General features: G+C 69.2%; 15 protein-coding genes. 4 read left to right on the top strand and 11 right to left on the bottom strand.

What is annotated here, in order from left to right; genetic code table 11:
- Nucleotides 1-98: 98 nt before the first annotated feature.
- Nucleotides 99-2,288 carry an ABC transporter ATP-binding protein gene (locus E3O48_RS16545; RefSeq protein WP_134540937.1) on the top strand — a complete coding sequence of 730 codons (2,190 nt, stop codon included), beginning with the start codon at nucleotides 99-101 and terminating at the stop codon, nucleotides 2,286-2,288.
- 131 nt (nucleotides 2,289-2,419) lie between these two features.
- Here the strand turns inward: E3O48_RS16545 and E3O48_RS16540 are convergent, their stop codons facing one another.
- From E3O48_RS16540 to E3O48_RS16515, 6 genes are all read right to left on the bottom strand, one after another.
- On the bottom strand, nucleotides 2,420-5,512 hold the full coding sequence (locus tag E3O48_RS16540) for a glycoside hydrolase family 38 C-terminal domain-containing protein (RefSeq protein ID WP_134540685.1): 3,093 nt from the start codon (nucleotides 5,510-5,512) through the stop codon (nucleotides 2,420-2,422).
- 12 nt (nucleotides 5,513-5,524) lie between these two features.
- The gene (locus tag E3O48_RS16535; protein WP_134540682.1) at nucleotides 5,525-6,382 is read right to left on the bottom strand and encodes a carbohydrate ABC transporter permease; all 858 of its coding nucleotides are present in this window, start codon (nucleotides 6,380-6,382) and stop codon (nucleotides 5,525-5,527) included.
- A gap of 4 nt (nucleotides 6,383-6,386) precedes the next feature.
- Nucleotides 6,387-7,382 (bottom strand): carbohydrate ABC transporter permease, encoded by a 996-nt coding sequence (locus E3O48_RS16530; protein WP_134540679.1) that lies wholly within the window; start codon nucleotides 7,380-7,382, stop codon nucleotides 6,387-6,389.
- Between the two features lie 4 nt (nucleotides 7,383-7,386).
- On the bottom strand, nucleotides 7,387-8,739 hold the full coding sequence (locus E3O48_RS16525) for an extracellular solute-binding protein (RefSeq protein WP_134540676.1): 1,353 nt from the start codon (nucleotides 8,737-8,739) through the stop codon (nucleotides 7,387-7,389).
- A 149-nt stretch (nucleotides 8,740-8,888) separates the two neighbouring features.
- The gene (locus tag E3O48_RS16520; RefSeq protein ID WP_134540934.1) at nucleotides 8,889-10,091 is read right to left on the bottom strand and encodes an ROK family protein; all 1,203 of its coding nucleotides are present in this window, start codon (nucleotides 10,089-10,091) and stop codon (nucleotides 8,889-8,891) included.
- 253 nt (nucleotides 10,092-10,344) lie between these two features.
- Nucleotides 10,345-12,195: a phosphoenolpyruvate carboxykinase (GTP) gene (locus tag E3O48_RS16515; RefSeq protein ID WP_134540673.1), complete on the bottom strand. Its 1,851-nt coding sequence runs from the start codon at nucleotides 12,193-12,195 to the stop codon at nucleotides 10,345-10,347.
- A gap of 134 nt (nucleotides 12,196-12,329) precedes the next feature.
- Between E3O48_RS16515 and E3O48_RS16510 the strand changes: the two genes are divergently transcribed.
- Complete coding sequence (locus E3O48_RS16510; protein ID WP_134540670.1) at nucleotides 12,330-13,772, top strand: helix-turn-helix domain-containing protein; 1,443 nt, start codon at nucleotides 12,330-12,332, stop codon at nucleotides 13,770-13,772.
- Between the two features lie 95 nt (nucleotides 13,773-13,867).
- Here E3O48_RS16510 and E3O48_RS18420 read toward each other — a convergent pair whose 3' ends face one another.
- The 5 genes from E3O48_RS18420 to E3O48_RS16480 form a co-directional block, all read right to left on the bottom strand.
- Complete coding sequence (locus E3O48_RS18420) at nucleotides 13,868-16,843, bottom strand: Ig-like domain-containing protein (RefSeq protein WP_370250302.1); 2,976 nt, start codon at nucleotides 16,841-16,843, stop codon at nucleotides 13,868-13,870.
- A gap of 290 nt (nucleotides 16,844-17,133) precedes the next feature.
- Nucleotides 17,134-18,378, bottom strand: a complete 1,245-nt coding sequence (locus E3O48_RS16500; protein ID WP_241982592.1) for an ABC transporter ATP-binding protein — start codon at nucleotides 18,376-18,378, stop codon at nucleotides 17,134-17,136.
- A complete protein-coding gene (locus E3O48_RS16490) occupies nucleotides 18,375-20,018 on the bottom strand; it encodes an iron ABC transporter permease (RefSeq protein ID WP_134540661.1) in 1,644 nt (547 codons plus the stop codon). Before E3O48_RS16490 ends, E3O48_RS16500 begins: the two co-directional genes overlap by 4 nt.
- 11 nt (nucleotides 20,019-20,029) lie before the next feature.
- Entirely contained in the window at nucleotides 20,030-21,058 is a 1,029-nt protein-coding gene (locus E3O48_RS16485; RefSeq protein WP_241982591.1) for an iron ABC transporter substrate-binding protein, read from the bottom strand.
- A gap of 82 nt (nucleotides 21,059-21,140) precedes the next feature.
- Complete coding sequence (locus E3O48_RS16480) at nucleotides 21,141-21,806, bottom strand: TetR/AcrR family transcriptional regulator (protein WP_134540655.1); 666 nt, start codon at nucleotides 21,804-21,806, stop codon at nucleotides 21,141-21,143.
- Between the two features lie 80 nt (nucleotides 21,807-21,886).
- Here E3O48_RS16480 and E3O48_RS16475 point away from each other — a divergent pair, with 80 nt between their 5' ends.
- Nucleotides 21,887-22,903 carry a nitrilase-related carbon-nitrogen hydrolase gene (locus E3O48_RS16475; protein WP_134540652.1) on the top strand — a complete coding sequence of 339 codons (1,017 nt, stop codon included), beginning with the start codon at nucleotides 21,887-21,889 and terminating at the stop codon, nucleotides 22,901-22,903.
- Between the two features lie 44 nt (nucleotides 22,904-22,947).
- Nucleotides 22,948-23,170 (top strand): agmatine deiminase family protein (locus E3O48_RS16470; RefSeq protein ID WP_370250298.1); only part of this gene is annotated, 223 nt, incomplete at its 3' end.

The following is a 23,170-nucleotide window of genomic DNA, read 5'->3' as shown; positions in this document are numbered from 1 at the left end:
GCGGCACCCCCGGACCCGGCACCCCCGGACCCGGCACCCCCGGACCCGGCACCCCCGGACCCGCCGCCCCGACCACCCGTCGGGCCCGCTTCGGCCGGATGGGCCGTCGCACCGGGGCCGCATCCGGGCCGCGGGCGAAGTTCAGCCAGCTGCTCCCCTACCTCCTCGAGCACAAGCGTGTGCTCAGCGTCGTCATCGTGCTGAGCATCCTCGGCGCGCTGGCCAGCCTCGCCCAGCCGCTGCTGGTCAGCCAGGTCATCACGGTCGTGCAGAAGGACAGTCCGCTCGGCGCGCTCGTCTGGGGTCTGATCGGGCTCGTGGTGGTCTCAGGGCTGATCAGCGGTTACCAGCACTACCTGCTGCAGCGCACCGGCGAGGGCGTGGTGCTCTCCAGCCGCCGCAAACTGATCGGCCGGATGCTGCGCCTCCCGATCAGCGAATTCGACACCCGCCGCACCGGGGACCTCGTCTCCCGGGTCGGCTCGGACACCACCCTGCTGCGCGCGGTGCTCACCCAGGGACTGGTCGAGGCGATCGGCGGGTCGCTCACCTTCCTCGGCGCGCTGATCGCGATGCTCGTGATCGACCCGGTGCTGCTCGGGCTGACCGTGCTGGTGATCGCGGCATCCGTCGTCACCGTGACCCTGCTCTCGCAGCGGATCCGGGTGGCCAGCCTCGCGGCGCAGGTGAAGGTCGGCGACCTGGCGGCGAGCGTGGAGCGTGCCATCAGCGCGGTGCGCACGGTGCGGGCCTCGAACGCGACCGACCGGGAGATCGCCGCCGTGGAGGAGGACGCCGTCGGCGCGTGGAAGATGGGCATCCAGGTCGCGAAGATCTCCGCACTGGTCGTGCCGATCGCCGGGATCGCCATGCAGGTGTCGTTCCTCGTCGTGCTCGGCGTCGGCGGGTTCCGGGTGGCGAGCGGCACCATCACGGTCGCGAACCTGATCGCGTTCATCCTCTTCCTGTTCCTGATGATCGTGCCGCTCGGCCAGGCCTTCGGCGCGATCACCTCCGTCAACTCCGCGCTGGGCGCGCTCGGCCGGATCCAGGAGATCATCGATCTGCCCGCCGAGGACCAGTTCGACCGCGACATCGCCCCGCTGGCGATCACCGTGGGCGCCGCCAACGAGTCGGTGCGACCGGATGCCCCGGCGATCTCCTTCGAGGACGTGCACTTCGGCTACGCGGTGGCAGCGGAAGTCGGGCCCGATGCCGCAGCAACCGCTGCCGCAGCGGCAGCCGCGAGCGTCGAGACCGTCGCCGCCGCGTCGTCCCTGCTCGAAACCGTGATCGTGGCCCCGGCCGTGATCGAGGCCGTGCTCGCCGAGCCTGACCTGCTCGAGGCGGATCTCGCCGCAACGGAGGCCGCGGACACCGCTTCGGCCCTGGCCGCGATGGACACGGCAGCGGGCGCGGACGGCCAGCGGCTTCCCACCGCAGCCGATCTGTTCGCCACGGTGCCGGCCGACCAGGCCACCACGCCCGAAGACATCGAGCCCACGCCCGAGCTCGAGCCCGAGCCTGAGCCAACGCCCATGCCCATGCCCGTGCCGACGACGGCCCCCGCAGCGGTCCCCGCCGCCTCCGCCGAGCCCAGCCCGCCGCGACCGGTGCTCCGCGGGGTCTCCTTCACCGCCCCGCGCGGGCTGCGCACCGCACTGGTCGGGCCGTCCGGCGCCGGGAAGAGCACGATCCTCGCCCTGATCGAGCGGTTCTACGACCCGAACGCCGGCGTTGTGCGCCTCGGCGGGCTGGACATCCGCACCCTGGACCGCACGGCCCTGCGCTCACAGATCGGTTACGTCGAACAGGACGCTCCCGTTCTCGCCGGCTCACTGCGGGACAACCTCACCCTGGCCACGCCGGACGCGACCGACGAGGAATGCATCGCCGTGCTGCACGCCGTCAACCTCGGCGAGGTGCTCGACCGTGACCCGGCCGGGCTGGGCGCGGCGGTCGGCGAGTCCGGCGTCATGCTCTCCGGCGGCGAACGCCAGCGGCTCGCGATCGCCCGGGCGCTGCTCGCGGCGCCGCCGATCCTGCTGTTGGACGAATCGACGTCGAGCCTCGACGGGGTCAACGAGCAGATGATGCGGGCCGCCATCGACGCCGTCGCGGTGAACCGCACCCTGATCGTGATCGCGCACCGGCTCTCGACCGTGGTCGACTCGGACCAGATCGTCGTGCTCGACCACGGCCAGGTCATCGGCACCGGCACCCACTCCGAGCTGGTCGCCTCGACCCCGCTCTACCGCGAGCTCGCCAAGCACCAGCTCCTCGTCTAGCCAGAACGTCTCGCAGTCCGGCGTTCTCCCGCCGCCGAACTGTGACTTCGACACCATTTCCGGCGTCGGGGAGGTGTTCTTCTCACAGTTCGGCGGAGGAGACGGATGCTCGTTGAGGGCCGCGAGAGCGGTTACGGGCGGGCGAAGCGGAGGGTGACCAGCTGGAAGGGGCGCAGCTCGAGGAGCAGGGTGTCGCCCTCGGCCGCCAACGTGGCGCGGGGCTCCGCGAGCGGGCGTTCGAGCAGGTCCGTCTCGGTGACATCGGTCGCGTCGAAGCGACGGATGATCCGCGCGCGAGCCCGCGACCCGTGTGCCTCGTAGAGCCGCACCACGACATCCCCGCTGCGGTCCTCGGCGAGCTTGACGGCCTCGATCACGACCGCGGGGTTGTCGACCTCGAACAAAGGGTCGATCCCCTCGGCGGCGACCCCGTGCACGGTGCGCAGCGGCAGGTTCAGCCGGTATCCCTCGGCCACCGCGTCGCCGATGTCAGCCCCCACTCGCACTGACACGCGGAACTCATGCGCGCCCTGGTCGGACTCGGGGTCGGGGAAGAGCGGTGCCCGCAGCAAAGACAGGCGCACGGTGGTGGTCGTGCGCCCGGCGACATCCGCCGACCGGCCGATGTCATGGCCGTAGGTGGCGTCGTTGGCCACCGCGACGCCGTAACCGGCCTCACCGACGTGCACCCAGCGGTGCGCACAGGTCTCGAAGCGGGCCGCGTCCCAGGACGTGTTCTCGTGCGTGGGTCGGAAGACGTGGCCGAACTGGATCTCGGAGGCCGCGCGTTCGGCGTGCAGGTCGAGCGGGAAGGCGAGCTTGAGCAGCTTCTGCCGCTCGTGCCAGTCGATGTCGAAGGCGAGATCGACCGATGGGGACCCGGCGGCCAGAGTGATCTCCTGGACCAGGCGCGATGCGCCGAACGACCGCACCACGCGCACTCCGACCAGGGCCGGAGTGTCGACGAAGACCTCGACCGACTCCGTGCCGGTGAGCTCGGTGACGTTTCGCAGGTAGTGGTCGTCGAGGTCCCAGGCGTCCCACTGGGTGGGAGTGTCCCGGTGCAATTGGAGCAGGTTCCCGCGTCGGCCCTCCGGGACCAGCTCGCGGTCGGCGGCCAGGTCGCGCACCGAGGGGAACAGCCCGTCGGCGTCAACGGTGACGGCGACGAGGCCGTTGACCAGCACGATGCCCGCGGGCCTGCGCTCGATCGACGCTCCGGTGCCCGCCGAACGGGCACGACGGCCCAACCCTGTACTGGCCGTGGCACCGTTGCCGGCGCCGTCGTCCGGCGTTGAAACCGCGCCGAGAGCCGGGACGCCACCCAGCTCGTACGGGCCGGCGTTCAGCGTGAGCGACTGCTCGCCGGGGCCGGCGAGCGCCGTCACCGAGGTCCCGATCAGGCCGTTCAGCGTTCGGGCCACCTCCGCGTAGTTGCGTTCGGCCTCGCGGTGCACCCAGGCAATGGACGTGCCGGGCAGGATGTCGTGGAACTGCGCCAGCAGCACCGTGCGCCACGTCTCCTCCAGCGTGTCATACGGGTACTCGGCGGCCCCCCGCACTGCGGCGGCGGTCGCCCAGAGTTCGGCCTCCCGCAGCAGGTGCTCGCTGCGGCGGTTGCCCCGCTTGGTGCGCGCCTGCGATGTGTAGGTGCCGCGATGGAACTCGAGGTAGAGTTCCCCGGACCACACGGGCGGGTCCGGATACTCGGCCTCCGCGGTTTCGAAGAAGCGTCGCGGGGTGGACAGTTCCACCCGCGGCGAGCCCTCCAGCGAGCGGGTACGATGGGCGGCGGCGATCATTTCCCCCGTTGGACCGCCGCCACCGTCCCCCCACCCGAATGGCACCAGCGACGTGTTGGCCGTCCCCTTTTCGGCATACTGACGCTCCGCCAATGCCAGCTCCTCCCCGGACAACTCCGCGTTATACGTGTCGACCGGGGGGAAGTGTGTGAAAATCCGGGTACCGTCGATCCCTTCCCAACGGAAGGTGTGGTGCGGCATCCGGTTTGTTTCGTTCCAGGAGATCTTTTGGGTCAGAAACCAGCGGGAACCGGCGGCCGCCACGATCTGCGGCAGCGCCGCCGAATAGCCGAACGAGTCGGGCAACCAGACCTCGAGCGGCTCGACGCCGAATTCCTCCATGAAGAACCGTTTGCCGGCCACGAACTGGCGGGCGAGTGCCTCCCCGCCGGGCATGTTCGTGTCGGACTCCACCCACATCCCGCCCACCGGAACGAAGCTGCCCGCGGTGATGGCTGCCCTCACCCGTTCGAAGAGCTCCGGGTAGGACTCCTTGAGCCAGGCGTACTGCTGGGCGGATGAGGCCGCGAACGCGAAGTCCTCGTTCTGCTCGATCAGGTGCAGCACGTTGGAGAAGGTGCGCGCCACCTTGCGGACGGTCTCTCTGACCGGCCAGAGCCAGGCGCTGTCGATGTGCGCATGACCGACCGCGTGCAGGCGGTGGGAGCTCGCGTTGGCGGGGCTGGCGAGCACCCCGGCGAGGGCCTCGCGGCCGGCGGATGCCGTGCCGGCCACGTCGTGCGGGTCCATGGTGTCGATGCAGCGCTCGAGCGCTCGCAGGATCTCCGCGCGCCTGGGCTGGGACGTCGGCAGTTCACGCAGCAACCCCTCGAGGGTCCAGAAGTCCGCCACGAGTTCCCACACGGTCTGGTCTCGCAGGGCCAGGTCGACGCGGCGCAGCCGGTAGATCGGATCGGTCCCGGCGGTGGCCAGGTCGCCGCGCTCGGTCGGGACGAAGGTCCAGTTCGCCGTGACATCCGGGTTCGACGCGGCCTCGATGTAGAAGTCGACCCTCTCCCCCGGTCCTGCCTTCACGGGCACGGCCTGGTTTCGGGGTTCGATCGCCTTGAGGACGACCCCATCGGGCGACCAGGCCAGTCCCTCAGCCTGGAAACCGGGCGCCGTCGAACTGAACCCCAGGTCGACGACGGCCTCCGGCCGTAGCAGCGCACCCGTGGGCCAGTCGACCGGGACGGTCCCGGTTACGTGGAGCCAGGTGGTGCCCCACGGGCACCCCCAGGCCCGACCGGTCTGGAACGGTTTGAACGGCTCCCGGATGGCATCGGCGAACGGTACGGGTTCGCCGGGGGCCTCCCAGATCTCGATCGTCAGTGGGACGGACGCCCGGTAGATCGCGGGGCGCAACCGCTCGGCGACGAACCGGCTGATCCGCTGCTGTACACGTGAACTGTCGTCATGCATGGTGACCGGCTCCTAACCTTTGATCGCGCCGGAGAGGGTGAATGATGCGCCCATGCCCCGGGACACCAGGGCGTAGAGCAGGATCACCGGCACGGAATACAACACGGAAAAGGCCGCGAGCTGCCCGTAGGCAATCGCCCCGTACTGACCGAAGAAACTGTAGATGCTCACCGCGGCCGGTTGTTTGCTCGGCGAGAGCAGCAGCACGAACGGTACAAAGAAGTTTCCCCACGCCTGAATGAACACGAAGATGAAGACCACGCCGAGTCCCGGTCGCATCAGCGGCACCACCACGCGACGAAGGGCAGTCATGGCGCTCGCCCCATCGACCCAGGCGGCCTCTTCGAGGCTGATCGGCACGGAGTCCATGAAGTTTTTGGTCATCCAGATAGCCATCGGCAGCGAGGTTGCCGCCATGAAGAAGATCGTCGCCGGCATCGAGTCGATCAGGTTGAGCCGGACGAACAGGCTGTAGACGGGCACCATGATCGCCGTGATCGGCAGGCAGGTACCGAACAGGATCGCGTACATGAACGGCTTGTTAAACCTCATCGTGTAGCGCGAGAGCGGATACGCGGCGAGCACGGCGGCCACCACCGTCGCGACAGCGGCTCCCCCGGAGAGCAGCAGGCTGTTCCAGAGCGGCAGGAAGGTCAGCCCGGGCGTCAGCACCGCGGCGTAGTTGGCGAATGACGGATTCGCCGGGATCTGGGTCCGGTAGCTGGCGTCCGGATCGAGCGAGGCGAGTATCAGCCAGGCCAGGGGCAGCAGGAAGCACAGGGCGATCACGATCAGGATCCCGTTGGAGAGCGCGGCTGCCGTCGCCTTCCGAGGAGACGCGACGGAGGCTGCGAGGGTCGCAACAGACATCCGTTTACCCCTTTCCCGGTCGAAGGGCGCGGATGTACACGACGGAGAAGGCCGCGCCGATCAGCAGCATCACGGTGGCGATCGCGGTTCCGTAGCCGATGTCGCTGAACCGGAAGGCCTCCTGGAAGGCCATCACCGGCAGTGTCGTGCTCTGGTTTCCGGGGCCGCCGGCGGTCATCACCCAGATCAGCGTGAACACCGACAGGGTCTGCAGGGTGATGAGCATGAGGTTGGTAGTGATGCTGCTCTTGATCATCGGGATCGTGATCAGCACGAGTCGTTTCGTGCCGCCGGCGCCATCGATCATGGCGGCCTCCGTGATTTCGATCGGCACATCGTTGAGCGCGGCTCGGTAGACCATCATCGAGAACGCGGTGCCCCGCCACACGTTGGCCAGGATGATGGCGAGCATCGGGAGGCTGAACAGCCAGTTCGGGCCGGTCATCCCGAACGCCGACAGAACCTGGTTGAGCGTGCCGTCCTTGCTGAAATAGGCGTAGGCGACGAAGGCGGCCACGATCTCGGGCAATACCCAGGCGGCCACGACGGTGAGGCCGACCAGGCTGCCGACGACCCGGTTGGCCCGGTTCATCAGAAGCGCGATGCCCAGGCCGAGGAAGTTCTGCCCGATGATGGCGGACGCGACCACGAACACAACGGTCAGCCACAGCGCGAGCGGGAAGACGGGGTCCTGGAACAGCGTGATGTAGTTGTCGAGCCCGACCCATTGGGGGTTCCGGGCTTCCCTGCCGGTCAGCGCCGCATTGGTGAATGAGCCGTAGAACGACCACGCCACCGGCCCCGCGAGAAAGACCAGGAGCAGCAGCACAGCGGGCAGGAGCGGCAACAGGCGGGCGGCCGTTCGCGCACGCGTGCCGAGCGGCCCTCGGCGCCGGGACCCGCCTTCGGTCGATTCCGGGCGCCCGGGAGAACCGGAGCCAACGGGCTCCGGGTCTCCCGGGTTCGGGCCCCGGGTCGGCGCGATCTGTTCGGGCTTCATCGTTCTACTTGGTGACCTTGTCCGCTCCAACGATTGCCTCGACGGCCTTGTCGTAGGCGGCGGATGCCTCGTCGACGCTCATCTGCCGGGTGATCACCGCTTCGGTCGCCGCCTGCACTTCGGCGGAGATCTTCGGGTAGTCGGAGGTCGCCGGGCGGTAGTGCGTCACGGAGACGAGGTCGGTCACGGCCGCCACGAACGGGTTCGCCGCGAGGTAGGTCGGGTCCGCGGCGACATCCGTTCGCACCGCGATCTGCGAGTTGTTGATGTCGTACCAGAGCGAATTCTCCTTGTTGAGTGCGAGGCTGAGGAACTCGAATGCGAGGTCGGCGTTCTTCGTTTTCGCGCCGACGGCCAGGGTCCAGCCGCCGGACATACTCACACCGTGCGGGGCATCACCGTTCTGGGTGGGGAAGGCCGCGACGCCCATGTCGGTCACGTAGGCCGGCCATTCGTAGGAGCCGCCCTTCTGCCAGAACGACGGCGTGTAGGAGCCTTCGACGGTGCCGCCGAGCTGGCCCTTCGGGAACAACTCACCGAACACCTTCTTCCACACGTTCGGGTCGAGTGCGTCGGACGGGTCGACGGCGAGCTTTTCCGAGTAGAGCGTGTCAAGGAAGGTCAGCGAATCCTTGAACCCTTTCGAGCCCACGACCCATTTCTGGTCGTTCTCGTTGTAGAGCGAGTCTCCCGTGCCGTAGAGAAGCTCGTAGAAGCTTTGCATGACCGTTCCCTCGCCGGTGCCCTTCCCGGCGTACATGTTGAACGGCACGACGCCGGGCTGGGTGGCCTGGATCTTGCGAGCAGCAGTCAGGATGTCGGCCCAGGTTTCGGGCTGCCACGGCACGGCGATGCCGGCCTTGGTGAAGACAGGCTTGCTGTACCAGATGCCGCGCGTGTCCGTGCCGAGCGGGACGGCGTAGGTGCTGCCGTCGTCGCCCATCCCCGCGCCCTTGGCTCCCTCGTTGAACTTGGACCAGTCAGCCCAGCCGTCGAGGTGCCCGTCGAGGTTGAGGAGGTAGCCGGCGTCGATGTCCGAACGCAGGCGGAAGGTGTCCTCATAGAAGACGTCGGGGGCGGTATCCGCCGACTGCTGGGAGAGCGCGAGCTTGGTGGAATAGTCGTCATCATTGGCCTGGATCGGCTGCAGGTTGACCGTCACGCCCTTGTGTGCCGCTTCGAACTCGGGCTTGATCTTCTTGAAGAGTGTATCGAGGGCAGTGAACGAATCGGTCTTCTCGTAGACGATTTTCAAGGTCTTGCTGTCGCTCCCCGCGTCGGCGGCCGAGCAGCCGGCCAGTGCGATCATCGAGGTGGCCATCAACACGGACACGGCGAGTTTTGTGTTGCGATGCATGGTGCTCCTTTGCTCCATCAGTTGCCCCCCACGGACGGTCGCCGGTCCGATGACCGGCTGTGGCAAACCCAATACTAAATCGAATGGATAAACTCCTCAACCCTTCGGGCGCGCCCATACCCCAGCGTTATACAGCTGTTACCCGGCGTTCAGTGGGCCAGGAGCAGGCGGGCCGCGCGGGGGGCCAGAGCGTGGTCCAGCACCAGACAGGCAGCGCCGATGGCACCCACGTCTTCGCCGACGCCGGTGCCGACGACCTCGACCCGGTGGATGCTCCGAGCCACGGTGAGCTCATCGAGGAGGGAAGGGATGCGGCCGAGGTAGACCTCGCGGAGCCGCGCCCAGTACGGGCCGCCGAAGACGACCCGGTCGACGTCGAGGAGGTTGGTGATGACCGAGGCGGCCCTGGCGACGCGCACCGCCGAACGATCCAGGATCTCCGCGGCGACGGAATTGCGGCGCGCGGCCAGCGCGCAAAGCGCCGAGAACTGCTCGTCCACGGCGTGGGGGCCGTTCTGCACCCGGGTGTCGGCGAGAACACCCAGCTCCTCGGCTTCGAGAACGAGACTCTGCGGGGTGATGGTGACGGCGATGCATCCGCGGAGACCGCACACACAGAGCGGTCCCCCGGGGTCGGCGATCACGTGCCCGATCTCGCCGGCATTGTGCGAACGCCCGCGCACGACCTCGTTGTCGACGACGAGGCCGGCACCGATCCCTGTGCCGAGGTAGAAGAAAACGAAACTTCCCGACCCGCTCGGGCCGCCGGCCCACGTCTCGGCGATGGCGGCCGCGGTGACATCCTTGTCGACGATCACCGAGAACCCGGTGGTTCGCGCGAGGGCGTCGCGGAGGGGCACCCGGTGCCAGCCGTGCAGGTGCGGCGGATCGACGACGGTGCCGCGCTCCGGGTCGATGGGTCCGGGCGTGGCGACCCCGAGCCCGGCGATCTTCTGCCGGTCCACACCCGACTCCAGGATCAGTCGCTCGATCTCGCCGGAGATCGCCGTGATGATCCGGTTCGGGTCGCCGGCCACCGGTGTTCTCTTGCGGGAGCGGACCAGGACAGTTCCGATCAGGTCCAGGATCGCAAAGGTCATCACGGCCGGATCGAGATGCACGCCGATCGCGTAGACAGCGTTCGGGTTCAGCCGCAGAATCGTGCGCGGCTTCCCCGCCCCGCCGCTCGCCTTGCCGGCCTCGACCACCATCTGCTGGTCGATCAGCTTGCGGCAAATGTTGGAGACCGTCTGGGCCGAGAGCCCGGTTGAGTGCCCGAGTTCCACCCGGCTGAGCCCCGTGCGTGAGCGACGGATCGAGTCGAGCACAACGGATCGGTTGAAATCGCCCATCCGGGGCAGGTTTGTTCCCCGCCGCGCCTGGGGTTCGACGTCACTGTCCACGGGTTCACCTCATGTTCGCTCATGCGTGTGGTGAGTTGAATCCTATGGGCAGCCGCGCCTGCGCCCCGGCGCGAGTGGCGCGCGCCGACACCTCGGGAGAGCGTAGTTTTGGCCCCCCCAGCAATGCTGAGAGGGCCAAAAGTGCGCGTTCGCGCATCCCGGCGGAGGCGGTTGCGGGGCGGGCGGGGAGGAGCGGGCGAGGTTAGCCGCGGAGGTTGTAGCGCACGCTGGCGAGCTCGGCCTGGAGGGCCGGCGGCACGCGGTCGCCGAACTGGGCGAAGTACTCCTCGGTGAGGTCGCACTCGGCCAGCCAGGACGCGTGGTCGATGTGGAAGAGCTGCTCCACCGCATCCTCGGACAGGTCCAGGCCGTCCAGGTCCAGGCCGCCGGGGGCGGGGAGGCGCCCGATCGGAGTGTCGACGGCCGGCGCCTTGCCTTCGATCCGGCGCACGATCCACTCGATCACGCGCGAGTTCTCGCCGAAACCGGGCCAGAGGAAGCTGCCGTCGTGGCCCTTGCGGAACCAGTTCACCTGGAAGATCGCCGGCGCCTTGGCGCCGAGACCCCTGCCGACCGAGAGCCAGTGCGCCCAGTAGTCGGCCATGTTGTAGCCGCAGAACGGGAGCATTGCGAACGGGTCGCGGCGCAGCTCGCCGACGATGCCCTCCGCGGCGGCGGTCTTCTCCGAGGCGATGGTGGCTCCCATGAACACGCCGTGCTTCCAGCTGCGCGCCTGGGCGACGAGCGGCACGTTGGTGGCGCGGCGGCCGCCGAAGAGGATGGCGTCGATCGGCACGCCGCCGAACGCCTCCCAGTCGTCGGAGATCGACGGGCATTGGGCCGCGGCGACGGTGAACCGGGAGTTGGGGTGCGCGGCCGGGGTGCTCGAGGCGGGCGTCCAGTCGTTGCCCTCCCAGTCGATCAGGTGGCTCGGCGGCGTCTCGGTGAGGCCTTCCCACCAGACGTCTCCGTCGTCACGCAGTGCGACGTTCGTGAAGATGGTGTTTCCCCAGACGGTGGCGACGGCGGTCGGGTTGGTGACCTCCCCGGTGCCGGGGGCGACGCCGAAGAAGCCGGCCTCCGGGTTGATCGCCCACAGGCGCCCGTCCGTGCCGGGGCGCAGCCAGGCGATGTCGTCACCGATGGTCTCGACCTTCCAACCGGGGATGGTCGGGCGCAGCATCGACAGGTTGGTCTTACCGCAGGCCGACGGGAACGCGGCGGCCAGGTGGGAGACGCCGCCCTCGGGGGAGGTGACCTTGATCAGGAGCATGTGCTCGGCGAGCCAGCCCTCATCGCGGGCCATCACCGAGGCGATCCGCAGCGCGAAGGACTTCTTGGAGAGCAGCGCGTTGCCCCCGTAGCCGGAGCCGAAGGACCAGACCTCGCAGGTCTCCGGGAACTGCACGATGTACTTGGTGTCGTTGCAGGGCCATTCGACGTCGGCGCGGTGGTGTCCCTCGGCGTCGACCAGCGGGTAACCCACGCTGTGCAGGGTGTGCACCCAGCTCGCGCCGGCCTCGATCAGGCGCAGCACCTGCACGCCCATCCGGGTCATGATGCCCATGTTGAGCACGACGTAGGGCGAGTCGGTGATCTCCACCCCGAGCTGCGAGATGGGGCCGCCGAGCGGGCCCATCGAGAACGGCACGACGTACAGGGTGCGACCGCGCATGCTGCCGGCGAAGACCTCGGTCAGCTCGGCGCGCATCGCCCCCGGGTCGGCCCAGTTGTTGGTGGGGCCGGCATCCTCCGGGTCGGTCGAACAGATGAAGGTGCGGTCCTCGACCCGGGCGACGTCGGACGGGCTGGTGCGGGCGAGGTAGCTGTTGGGGCGCCACTCCGGGTTCAGCCGGATGAGCTTGCCCTCGGTGACGAGCTGCTTGGCGAGGGCGTCGGCCTCGCGCAGGGAGCCGTCGCACCAGACGATCGCGTCGGGCTGGGTCAACCGGGCGATTTCGTCCACCCAGGCCTGGAGGTTGGGGTCGGTGGTTCCAGCGGCGTGGCAGGACTCGCCCCCGCCGGTCTGAACTGAGACATTCGCGATGGTCATCTCCTGGCCTTTCGTCTTCGATCGGGTGCATCGGATGGGTAACTTTGCCCGCTAAATCAAGAATGCGCCTGTTTCCCGCATTCCGTGGGCATTCTTTCCGTTAAGAATCGCGATTCTTTCGGTAATGTTAAGGAATGCCCACACGTGCCTCCGACCTCGTCACCCTCGGCCTGCGCATCCGTCATTTCCGCGGCGAGCGCAGCCTCACCCTCGACCAGCTCGGCGATCGGGTCGGCCTTGCCGGCAGCCAGCTCTCCCTGATCGAGAACGGACGGCGCGAGCCCAAGCTGTCGACGCTGCAGGATGTCGCCACCGCCCTGGCCGTGCCCATCACCGAACTGCTCAGCGGCGAGGCTCCCAACACGCGGGCGGCCCTGGAGATCGAGCTCGCCCGGGCACAGAAGAACCCGCTCTACGGCGCCCTCGGCCTGCCGACGGTGAAGGTGACCAAGGGCATGCCGCTCGCGGCGCTCGAATCCCTGCTCGGCCTGCACCGGGAACTCGCCCGCCGGGCCAGCGAGGCCATCGCCACGCCGGAGGAGGCGCGGCGGGCGAACACCGAGCTGCGCGAGCTCATGCGCGAGCAGGACAACTACATGCCCGACATCGAGCAGCTCGCCGAGGACCAGGTGCGGGCATCCGGTCACGTGTCGGGCGCGCTCACCCACCGCGAGGTGAGCGTGATGGCCGAGCAGCTCGGCTTCAACCTGATCTACGTGAACGACCTGCCGAACTCGACCCGGTCGGTGACCGACCTGGTCAACCACCGCATCTACCTGCCGCCGGCGTCGATCCCCGGCGGGCACGGGCTGCGCTCGATGGCGTTGCAGGCGATGGGGCACCGGCTGCTCGGCCACGAACGCCCGGACAGCTACGCCGAGTTCCTCTGGCAGAGGCTGCAGATCAACTATTTCGCGGCGGCCTGCCTGATGCCCCGGAACGCCTCGGTGGCGTTCCTCGCCAACGCGAAGCGGGAGCGCGAGCTCTCGGTCGAGGATTTTCGCGACGCGTTCGGGGTGACGCACGAGGCGGCCGCCCTGCGCCTGACCAACCTGGCCACCTCCCACCTGGAGATGCCGCTGCATTTCCTGCGGGTCACCGGTGACGGCGCCCTGCAGAAGGGCTACGAGAACGACGGGCTGCCGCTGCCGGTGGATGTGACCGGGTCGATCGAGGGCCAGTACGTCTGCAAGCAGTGGAGCGCCCGGAGCGCCTTCACCCACACCAACCGGACGACCGAGTTCTACCAGTACACCGACACCCCGGTCGGCACGTTCTGGTCGGCCACCCAGACGGGTGTGGCGGATGGCGGCGAGTTCTCGATCAGCGTGGGGGTGCCGTTCGCGCAGGCGAAGTGGTTCCGCGGCCGGGAGACCACCCAGCGGGCCGTGTCCCGCTGCCCCGACGAGTCCTGCTGCCGCCGCCCGGCGTCGGAGGTCTCCTCCCGCTGGGCCGGCAAGGCCTGGCCGAGCGCCCGGTTGCACGCGCACGTGCTCTCCCCGCTGCCGAGCGGCACCTTCCCCGGCGTCGACGACACCGAGGTCTACGAGTTCCTGGAGGCGCACGCCTCGGAGTAGCACGCGGCGGCGGCCCCGAAGGTGCCGCCGCCGCGCCGTGTATCAACTCAGCCGGGTATCAACTCGGCCGTGGGTCAACTCAGTCGTGTGTCAACTCAGAAGACCCCGCTCACGTCGTCGAAGAAGTACGTGCGGTCGGACGGCATCGGTGCGTAGCCGCCGGCGCCGACGAAGTAGTCGAAGAAGACGCTCACCTTGTTGTAGGTGCTGGCCAGGTTCAAATTCTGGGTCGGCTTCGTCCGGTCGTACGTCGTCGGCCCATCCGGGATGAAGTGCGTGGACGTGTCACCGAAGTCGAAGGTCAGGGTCTCCCACGCCCCGGCGACTGTGGTGAACGCATCCGTCTCGACGTTCTGCCCCGGGTTGGCGGCATTCTCGAACTTCATCCGAACCCGCACGCCCGCAGCCGGGCTGTAGACGCGCATCGTCATCTTGGTGCGAGCGACCGTGAATGGGATCGTGTCGACGGACAGGTTGGCACCGGTGGACACCGTGCTGCCCGCCGTCGCCGACGCCGTGACGGCCTTGGACACCGTGGCGACCTTGTTCGTGCCACCGGCAGGGTCGGCCACGACGGCGCCGCCGTTGTTACCGAAATCGGTCAACGTGTACGTTTTCGCGGGGTCATCGAAGGTGATCGCCCAGGACGGCGGCGGCGGCGGCGTTGAGGTCGTGTTGTAGGCCTGCTGCGCGGCGGTAGCGGTGGTGTTCGCGTTGCCGGCCAGATCCGTGAACGTGCCCGCGGCCACACTGACCCGGGCGGTTCCCGTCGAGTCGGCCGGAGGCGAAACCACGAGGGTCGCGTGAGTGGCATCGATGCGAACGAACGCGCCGGCGGTGCCACCGGTGGTCACGATGTCATCGGCGGTGAAGCTGGTGCCGACGTCCCTGTTGAACGCGAAGGCGAACGTCACATCACCGGTCGCGGTTGCGGTCGGGACATTGTCCGTGATTGCGAGCGTCAGCGGGGTTGTCGTGTTGAACCCCTGCTGGGCGCTGGCGGCCGCGGTGTTGGCCGTGCCGGGCAGGTCGGTGAACGTGGCCTCGGCCATGCTCACGTTGATGGTTCCACTCGAGTTCTCAGCGGGCGGCACAACCAGGGTGGCCGTTTTGGCATTCACGCGGGTGAAGGATCCCCTCGAGCCACCGGTGACGACGATGTCGTCGGCGGTGAAGCTGCAGACATCCTCGCTGAAGGTGAAGGTGAAGGTGACCTTGCCGGTTGCCGTGTCGCCGTCGACGTTATCGGTGATGGCGACCGTGGGCGGCGTAGCGTCGTCCGAGGGATAGAGGACCACGCAACTGGGAATCCCGACTCCGGCCGAGTTCACCGCCAGGCCCTTGTCGTTGATGACGTGGTCAAGGGTTCCGGCACCGAGCTGGACGCTCAGCAGGTTGTGCATCTTCACGCCCGGCTTGCGGGGCACCTCGAAACCGACCGAGGCGTGGATGGTGGGATCGACGTTGTTGAAGACGTAGCTGCCACCGCCCCACAGCTCGTTCTTGGTGACCGTGTCGGCGACCTTGTAGCCGGCCCAACCGAGGACGCCGTCGTGCTGCCAGGCTGCCTGGTTGGGGGCGTCATAGGGCAGTTCGTTCTGGAAGAAGACTGTTCTGCCGTTCTCCCCGTTCCAGATGACGTTGTACTGCTGGTAGTGCTCGACGAAGAGTCCGGTGGCGGTGACGTTGTCGCCGTTGACGATGACGCCGTTCTGGCCGGTGTTGATGTCCCAGCCGACGCTGCCGGGCTTGCCGTGATCGGCACGCCAGGCCCAGATGTCGTCGAGGATGGCGTTGTCGCTGTTGACCTCCAGGCTGACGGTCGCCTTGCCCACGTGCGGTCCCCCGACGCGGAAGAAGACGTCCTGCAGGGCGGTCGGGTTGGCCGCACTCGTCGTCCCCCGATGGCCCGTCTTGGTGCCGATTTTCAGCAGCACCGGTGAGTTCATTGTTCCCGCATCGATCGTGATGCCGGCGATGTCGATGCCTTGAACGTCGGCGGTGCTCATCACGACGGCACCGTTCACGGCCGTCAAGGTGGCCAGGCCCATGCCCAGCACCACGGTGTTCGCGTTCTTGACCGTGATCGTCTTGTCGACGTCATAGACCCCGGGCGTGAATAGCAGGTTCAGGCCTTTGGCGAGCTTGCTGTTGATGGCGGATACCGAGTCGGACGGCTTGGCGACGAAGAACTTGGACAACGCGATCGCGCGACCGGGCGTGGGCCCGTTCTCCCAGGTGGTTCCGGTGTAGTTGGTGCGGGGAGCCGGCACGAAGACCTGCCACGCGCCCGCGGAATCGATGAAGAGGTAGGGCTTTTCCTTGCTGGCCGGGCTCTTGGCGAGGGTGGTGTACGGCGGGTCGGGGTAGGACTGCGCGGGGGCGCCCTGCACTCCGGCGAACACCTGGTTCCAGACCCCGTTCGACCAGGCACCGATGCTGCTGTCCCGCACCAGATACTGCTGCTGGGAGCCGTTGATGATGTCGCCGGTCTTGGAATCGGCGATGAAGCCGCCGCTGGCGTACTGCGGTCCGTCGGTGCAGTAGTCCATCAGGGATAGTTTGCCGCCGGTGATGTTCACCCGACGCATCGGCGAGGCCTGCGATGCAGCCCAGAAGTTGGTTCCCGCCCGGCAGCCGTCCCCGCCCGTGACGTTGATCGTGAGGTTCGACACCGAACGCCAGAAGCTGTCCAGGGCGAAGCAGCCCGTCTCCGGCCGGCACCGGTTGTAGACGTCGACGTGGCCGTTGATTGTGACATCCGTCGGTGAAGCGCCCAGGCCCGCCACCTCGGTGTAATAACCGACCTGAATGATGAGGGGTTTCTCGGCGCTGCCGTAGATGCCCGGCTTGAACAGGAGGGTATAACGGTTCGTTCCCATTTCGTCATTGACCTGGGTGTCCCTGATGGCATCGACCGTGGCCTGGATGTCGGCTACGGGCATGCTGGGATCGAAGATCTTGACGTTCGGGCCGAAGTCCGGGGCGGCCACGGGCGGCGGCTTGGCCGGCGCGGCGAAGGCCGCATCGGGGACCAGCCCTGTTCCGGCAGTCAGGACGCCCAGCAGCACGGCAACGGCGCCGGCAACCAGCCGCGTGCGGAGGCGAGAAGGCCTCCCGATCGGAGGCCTTGGGGCAACCTGCCCCGTTCGGAAAATGGATAGCGACATTGCTCGTCCTGCTCTCTGTGGAGGTCGCGGGCTCCGGTTCGCGGCTGAGACAACAGCGTGAGAGCGCTCCCACGCGAGAGTGTAACACCCCCATCCGGGGCTAGGCAAGAGCTTTTCGCCGAGCCCGGAGTGCGGGCAGGCCGCAGCGCGGGCTGGGTCAGCGGGAGGGCTGGGTCAGCGGGCGGGCTGGGTCAGCGAGCGGCGGGCGGCGACGGATGCCGGTGCGCCGTAGCGAGCGCGGCCGCCGCGAACGCCGTGGCCGTGCCGCGTGCCCGGAGGCTTACACGGCTGCCGACGACGGTGCCGGTGGTGCCGTGCTGCCGCACGTGCACGATGGTCTCCGGGCTGCCGGGCACGTGCAGCCGCACGGCCAGCTGCACCTCGGCTCCGTAGAAGTCGACCGCCTCGACCTGGCCGGTGCAGGTTCCCGTGCCGGTTCCGTCGGCGTCGCAGGGCTCCACCACGATCTGCTCGGGGCGGAGCATGATGCAGGCATCGCCGTGCAGGGTGGTCGGGGCGACGCTGACCTGGCCGAGGGCGCAACTGGCGACCCCGTCACCGATGCTGGCCGGCAGCACGACGGCGTCGCCGAGGAACCGGGCGGTGAACAGGTCGACCGGCCGCCAGTAGACTTCCCGCGGCGAACCGACCTGGCCGAGGTGGCCGTCGCGGAGCACCGCGAGCTGGTGGGCGAAGCTCATCGCCTCGGCCTGGTCGTGGGTGACGAGCACCGTGGTGATCCCGGCGCGCTCGAGGGTGGCGGCGACGATGTCGCGGGTGGCGGCGCGCAGCCCGGCGTCGAGGGAGGAGAACGGTTCGTCGAGCAGCATCACCTTCGGGCGGCGGGCGAGCGCGCGGGCCAGGGCGACGCGCTGCTGCTGGCCGCCGGAGAGCTCGTCGGGGCGGCGGTCGGCGAAGCCCGGGTCGAGCGAGACCATGCCGAGGAGTTCGGCGACGGCCTTCTTGCGCTCCCGGCGGGTGCCGCCGCGGAGGGCCGGGCCGAGGCCGAACGCGATGTTCTGCCCGACCGTGAGGTGCGGGAACAGGGCGCCGTCCTGGGCGACGTAGCCGATCTCGCGCCGGTGCGCCGCGACCTGGGCGCCGGGACCGGCGACCAGGCGGCCGTTGACGGTGATCGTGCCGGCATCCGGAAGCTCGAATCCGCTGATCAGGCGGAGCAGCGTGGTCTTGCCGGAGCCGGAGGAGCCGACGATGACCGTGCGGCTGCCCTCCGGCACGGACAGGGAGACCCGGTCGAGAATGGTCGTGCCGCCGAAGCTCTTGCTGACCCCGGCGAGCTCGATCGCGGCCCGGTCGGCCGGCATCCGCTCGGCCGCTGCGCCCGCACCCGCACCCTCGGCCGCACCGGCGGCCGCACCCTCGGCCGCACCGGCGGCCGCACCCTCGGCCGCACCGGCCAGGTCCACGTCGGTCACGAGACGCTCGTCAGTCGGGAGCGGGCGAACAGGAGGTAGGTCACGGGGAGGCTGAGTGCGATCATCAGCAGGGCATAGGGGGCGGCGCCGACGTAGTTGATGTCATTCACTTTCGACCAGAATTGGATCGCCAGGGTGCGGGTGCCGTTCGGGGCGAGCAGCAGGGTGGCCGTCAGCTCGGTGACGATCCCGAGGAAGACGAGCGCGCCGGCGGCGAGCGCGGACGGGGCGAAGAAGCGGGCGGTGACGCTCAGGAACGCGCCGATCGGGTGTTTGCCGAGCGACCGGGCGGCCTCCTCCAGGCCCACCGGCACCTGGGCGAGCCCGGCCCGCAGGTTCACGAGCGCCCGCGGCAGGAACATCAGCAGATAGGTCGCGATCACCAGCACCACGGACTGGTAGAGCGGCTGCACGAAACGGATGCTCACCGTCACCAGGGCGAGCGCCGTCACGATGCCTGGCAGGGAGCTGGTGAGGTAGTTGACCGACTCGAGGCCGCGGGCGAGCCGGCTGGGGTAGCGTACGGCGAGGAACGCGATCGGGAAGGCGAGCAGGCAGGTGGCGACAGCGCCGATCAGGCCGTAGCCGACGGTCTGCAGGAAGGCTTCGCCGACGACTCCGTCGGCCCAGACCGCGGGGCCGCCCTGCACCAGCCAGCGGAGCACGCTGGTGAACGGCACGCCGATAGAGAGCACGAACAGCCCGCCGAGCACCAGGTAGCCGAGCGGCGTGAACCGGCCGAGGGAACGGCGCGGGGCGGGGCGGGCCACGCCGGAGCCGATCCGGGCGTAGCGGGCCCGGCCCCTCGCACCGGACTCGCCGACGAGGAGGAAGAGGCAGCAGAGCACGAGCACGCCGGCGAGGGCGTTCGCCGCCGGGCCGTTGAAGGTGGACCGGTACTGCTCGACGATGGCCGTGGTGAAGGTGTCGAAGCGCACCATCGCGAAGGCGCCGTACTCGGCGAGCAGGTGCAGGCCGACCAGCAGAGACCCGCCGAGGATCGGCAGGCGCAGCTGGGGCAGGATCACCCGGAAGAAGACGCCCCACGCCCCGCTGCCGAGCGAACCGGCCGCCTCCTCGACGGTGGGGTCCAGCCGCCGGAGCGCCGCCGCGCAGGGCAGGTAGACCAGGGGGAAGTAGGAGAGGGTGGCGATCAGGACGCCCGACCAGAGACCGTTCAGCGACGGGATGGCGCTCACCCAGCCGTAGCTGTTCACGAACGCCGGAACGGCGAGCGGCGCCGCGAGCAGCACGGCGAAGACGCGCGCGCCGGGCAGCGAGGTGCGGCCGACCAGCCAGGCCGCGCCGACCCCGATCGCCGCGCAGAGCGGCACCGTGATCAGGACCAGGCCGACCGTGTTGACCAGGAGCTCGCCGACCCGGGGCCGGAACACCAGCGCCGAGAGTTCAGGCCAGCCGGTGAGGATCCCGGTGACGATGACATAGCCGAGCGGGAGCAGTCCGAGCAGCGAGACCGTGCACGCCACGGCGACGATGAACGGGGAGGGGCGCCGGCCCACCCGGCCGACGGCATCCGTGCGCTCCGGACCCGCGTCGGCCGCCGGCCCGGCCGCCGGGCGGAGGGACGCCGGATCCGGGCGCTCGGGCGCCGGGCTCGCGGGTGGCAGGGTGACGGGCATCACTATTGAGTTTACAGAAGCCCGGCCTGGGTCATCAGATCGGTGACCTTGGTGCTGTTCAGCTTCGACGGGTCGATCTTCGGCGCGTCGAGGTCGCTGATCGGCAGGAGCGCGGGGTTCGCGCTGACCCCGTCGGCGATGGGGTATTCGAACGAGGTGCCGGTCTGCAGGATGGTCTGGCCGGCCTTGCCGGTGATGAAGGCGAGGAACGCCTGCGCAGCCACCGGGTTGGGACTGGACTTCAGCACGCCGCCGCCGGAGAGGCTGAGGAAGGCGCCCGGGTCCTGGTTCTTGAAGTAGTGCAGCTTGGTGCTGTCGCTGTTCTCGCCCGTGCCGGCCTGGTCGCCGAACCAGTAGTAGTGGTAGATCACGCCGCCGGGGATCTCGCCCGCGTTGATGGCCTTCATCACCGTGCTGTTGCCCTTGTAGACGACGGTGTTGCTCTTCATCGCCGTGAGCCAGGCGGTCGTCGCCGACTCGCCCTTGACTGCGAGCATGGCGCTGACGATGGCCTGGAAATCGGCGCCCGACGGGGAGGCGGCCCAGCGGCCCTTCCAGCTCGGGTCGGCCAGGTCGAGCAGCGACGCGGGCAGCTGGTCTTCGGTGAGCAGGGCCGGGTTGTAGGCGAACACGGTCGAGCGGGCGGCGATGCCGGTCCAGTTGCCGGAGCTCGGCTGGAACTGTGCGGGCACCTGGGCGAGCGTGTCGGCGTCGACCGCGGTGAAGAGCCCGGCGTTGTCGACGAGGCTGATCGCCGGGGAGTTCTCGGTGAGGAAGACGTCGGCCTTCGATGCCGACCCCTCCTGCACGAGCTGGTTGCCGAGCTCGGAGTCGTCGCCGTTGCGCAGCGTGACCTTCACCCCGGTCTCCTTCGTGAACTCGTCGGCCCAGGCCTGGGTGAGCTCCTCGTGCTGCGCGTTGTAGACGGTGATCGAGCCGGACGGCTTGCCGCCGGACGATGCCTCAGGGCCGGATGCCGCGCCGTTCCCGCTGCAGGCGGTGGCGCCCAGCACGGTCACTCCGGCGATGCCGGCAATCATGGCCCATCTGCGTGTCAGTCTCATCGTGTCGCGTGCCCCATCTGTCGTGCGGGCATCGCCCGCGGTATTAGGTAAGCCTACCCTAATTCAGCGACGAGTTCGTCGAGGTGCGCGTCGTGGAGCCGAGCACCCCGGCCGCCAGGCCGAGTTCGTGTTCGGCGACCGTGCGCACCAGCCCGCGCAGCGACCCGGCATGGCCGTAGCGCACGATGGCGTGGGCGTTCAGCCCGTCGATGATGCCGAGCAGCTGCCAGGCGACCGCGTCGGGATCGGCGGCGGTGAACTCGCCGGCGGCGACCCCCGAGCGGAGGTGCCCCGAGACGAAGGCCTGCCAGGCATCCATCTGCACGCCGACCTCGACGGCGAGCGCCGGGGTGCGCCGGCCGAGGCTCCAGGCATCCAGCCAGAGCGCGGTGACCGGGCTGCGCTCCGGTCCGAGCAGGGAGTCGATCAGGGTGCCGAGCGCGGCAACCGTGCTCGGGGATGCCGCCAGCTCCTCGGCGACCTCGCCGATTTCGGCGGAGACGATGGCGCCGAAGGTGTCGGCGACCAGCACATCCATGCTCGGCTGGTAGTGGCTGACCAGTGCGGGGGTCACCCCGATCCGGGCGGCGACGCCGCGCAGGGTGATGCCGGCCAGGCCGTCGGCCAGGGCGATCTCCCGGGCCGCTCCGGCGATCTCCGCCGCGCGGTCGGCCGGCGACTTGCGGCGGGCGCCTGGCCGAGGTTCGCTCTGGACGGTTGACATGGAACCTCAGTGTATATAGCTTTGCTTCTACCTTGTTGATCGCACGATCAACTAATCCCCGCAGCCCCACCGGAGAACTCATGCGCCTCATCCTTGCCCCCGGCATCGCCGTTCCGCTCACCCGCGTCGCCCCCGCGGTCTCGCCCCCGCTGCGGGTGGCGCTCGTGCAGCATCGGTGGCACGCGGACCGGGCTGCGCTCACCGCGGAGCTGGCCGACGGCATCCGTCTGGCCGCCGCGGAGGGCGCCCGGGTCGTGTTCCTGCCCGAGCTGACGCTCTCCCGCTACCCCGGCAACGAGCGGGCCACGGGCGTCCCCAAGCTCGGCGCCGAGGACCTGCTGACCGGGCCGACCTTCACCTTCGCGGCCGCCCAGGCGCGCGAGCACGGCGTCGTCGTGCACGCCTCGCTCTACGAACGCCCGGACGACTCCGACGCCCCGGCCGACCCGCGCGGCTACAACACCGCGATCCTGGTCTCGCCGGCCGGCACGCTGCTCGGCCGCACCCGCAAGCTGCACATCCCCGTCACCGAGGGCTACTACGAGGACACCTGGTTCCGGCCGGGCCCGGCGGAGGACGCCTACCCGGTCTACGCGCCGGGGGAGCTCGACGGCGCCCGCCTGGGCCTGCCCACCTGCTGGGACGAGTGGTTCCCCGAGGTGTCGCGGCTGTACGGCCTGGCCGGCGCGCAGCTGCTGGTCTACCCGACGGCGATCGGTTCCGAGCCGGGGTTCCCGGCCTTCGACACCCAGCCGATCTGGCAGCACGTGATCGTGGCCAACGGCATCACCAGCGGCCTGTTCATGGTCGTGCCGAACCGGCACGGCGACGAGGGCGACCTCACCTTCTACGGCTCGTCGTTCATCTCAGACCCGTACGGCCGCGTGCTCGTGCAGGCGCCGCGGGACGAGTCGGTCGTGCTGGTGGCCGACCTCGACCTGGCCCAGCGGGAAGAGTGGCTCGCGCTCTTCCCGTTCCTCGGGACCCGCCGGCCCGACAGCTATGCCGGGCTCACGGCGCCGGTCGACCCGGCGCGCCCGTTCGGCGCGGCCGGGTCCCCCACGGGCATCGACGCGGCAGCCGGGGCCCGGTCGTGACCTGGCGGATGCCGGCGGAGACGGCACCGCAGGACCGCGTCTGGATGGCATTCCCCGCGTCGGCCTACACCCTGGGCGACGACGCCGGCTCGGCCGCGGAGGCCCGCCAGGCCTGGGCCGACGTGGCGCACGCCGTGCTCGAGTTCGAGCCGGTCACGATGGTCGTCGACCCGGCCGAGGCAGACGCGGCCCGCCGCTACCTGTCCGCGGCGGTCGAGATCGTCCAGGCGCCGCTCGACGACGCGTGGATGCGCGACATCGGCCCGA

Origin of the sequence: Cryobacterium sp. HLT2-28 (assembly GCF_004402495.1) — a bacterium.
Classification (GTDB): domain Bacteria; phylum Actinomycetota; class Actinomycetes; order Actinomycetales; family Microbacteriaceae; genus Cryobacterium; species Cryobacterium mannosilyticum.
The sequence above is the reverse complement of the archived record's forward strand: the minus strand, read 5'-3'. Positions and strand labels throughout refer to the sequence as shown.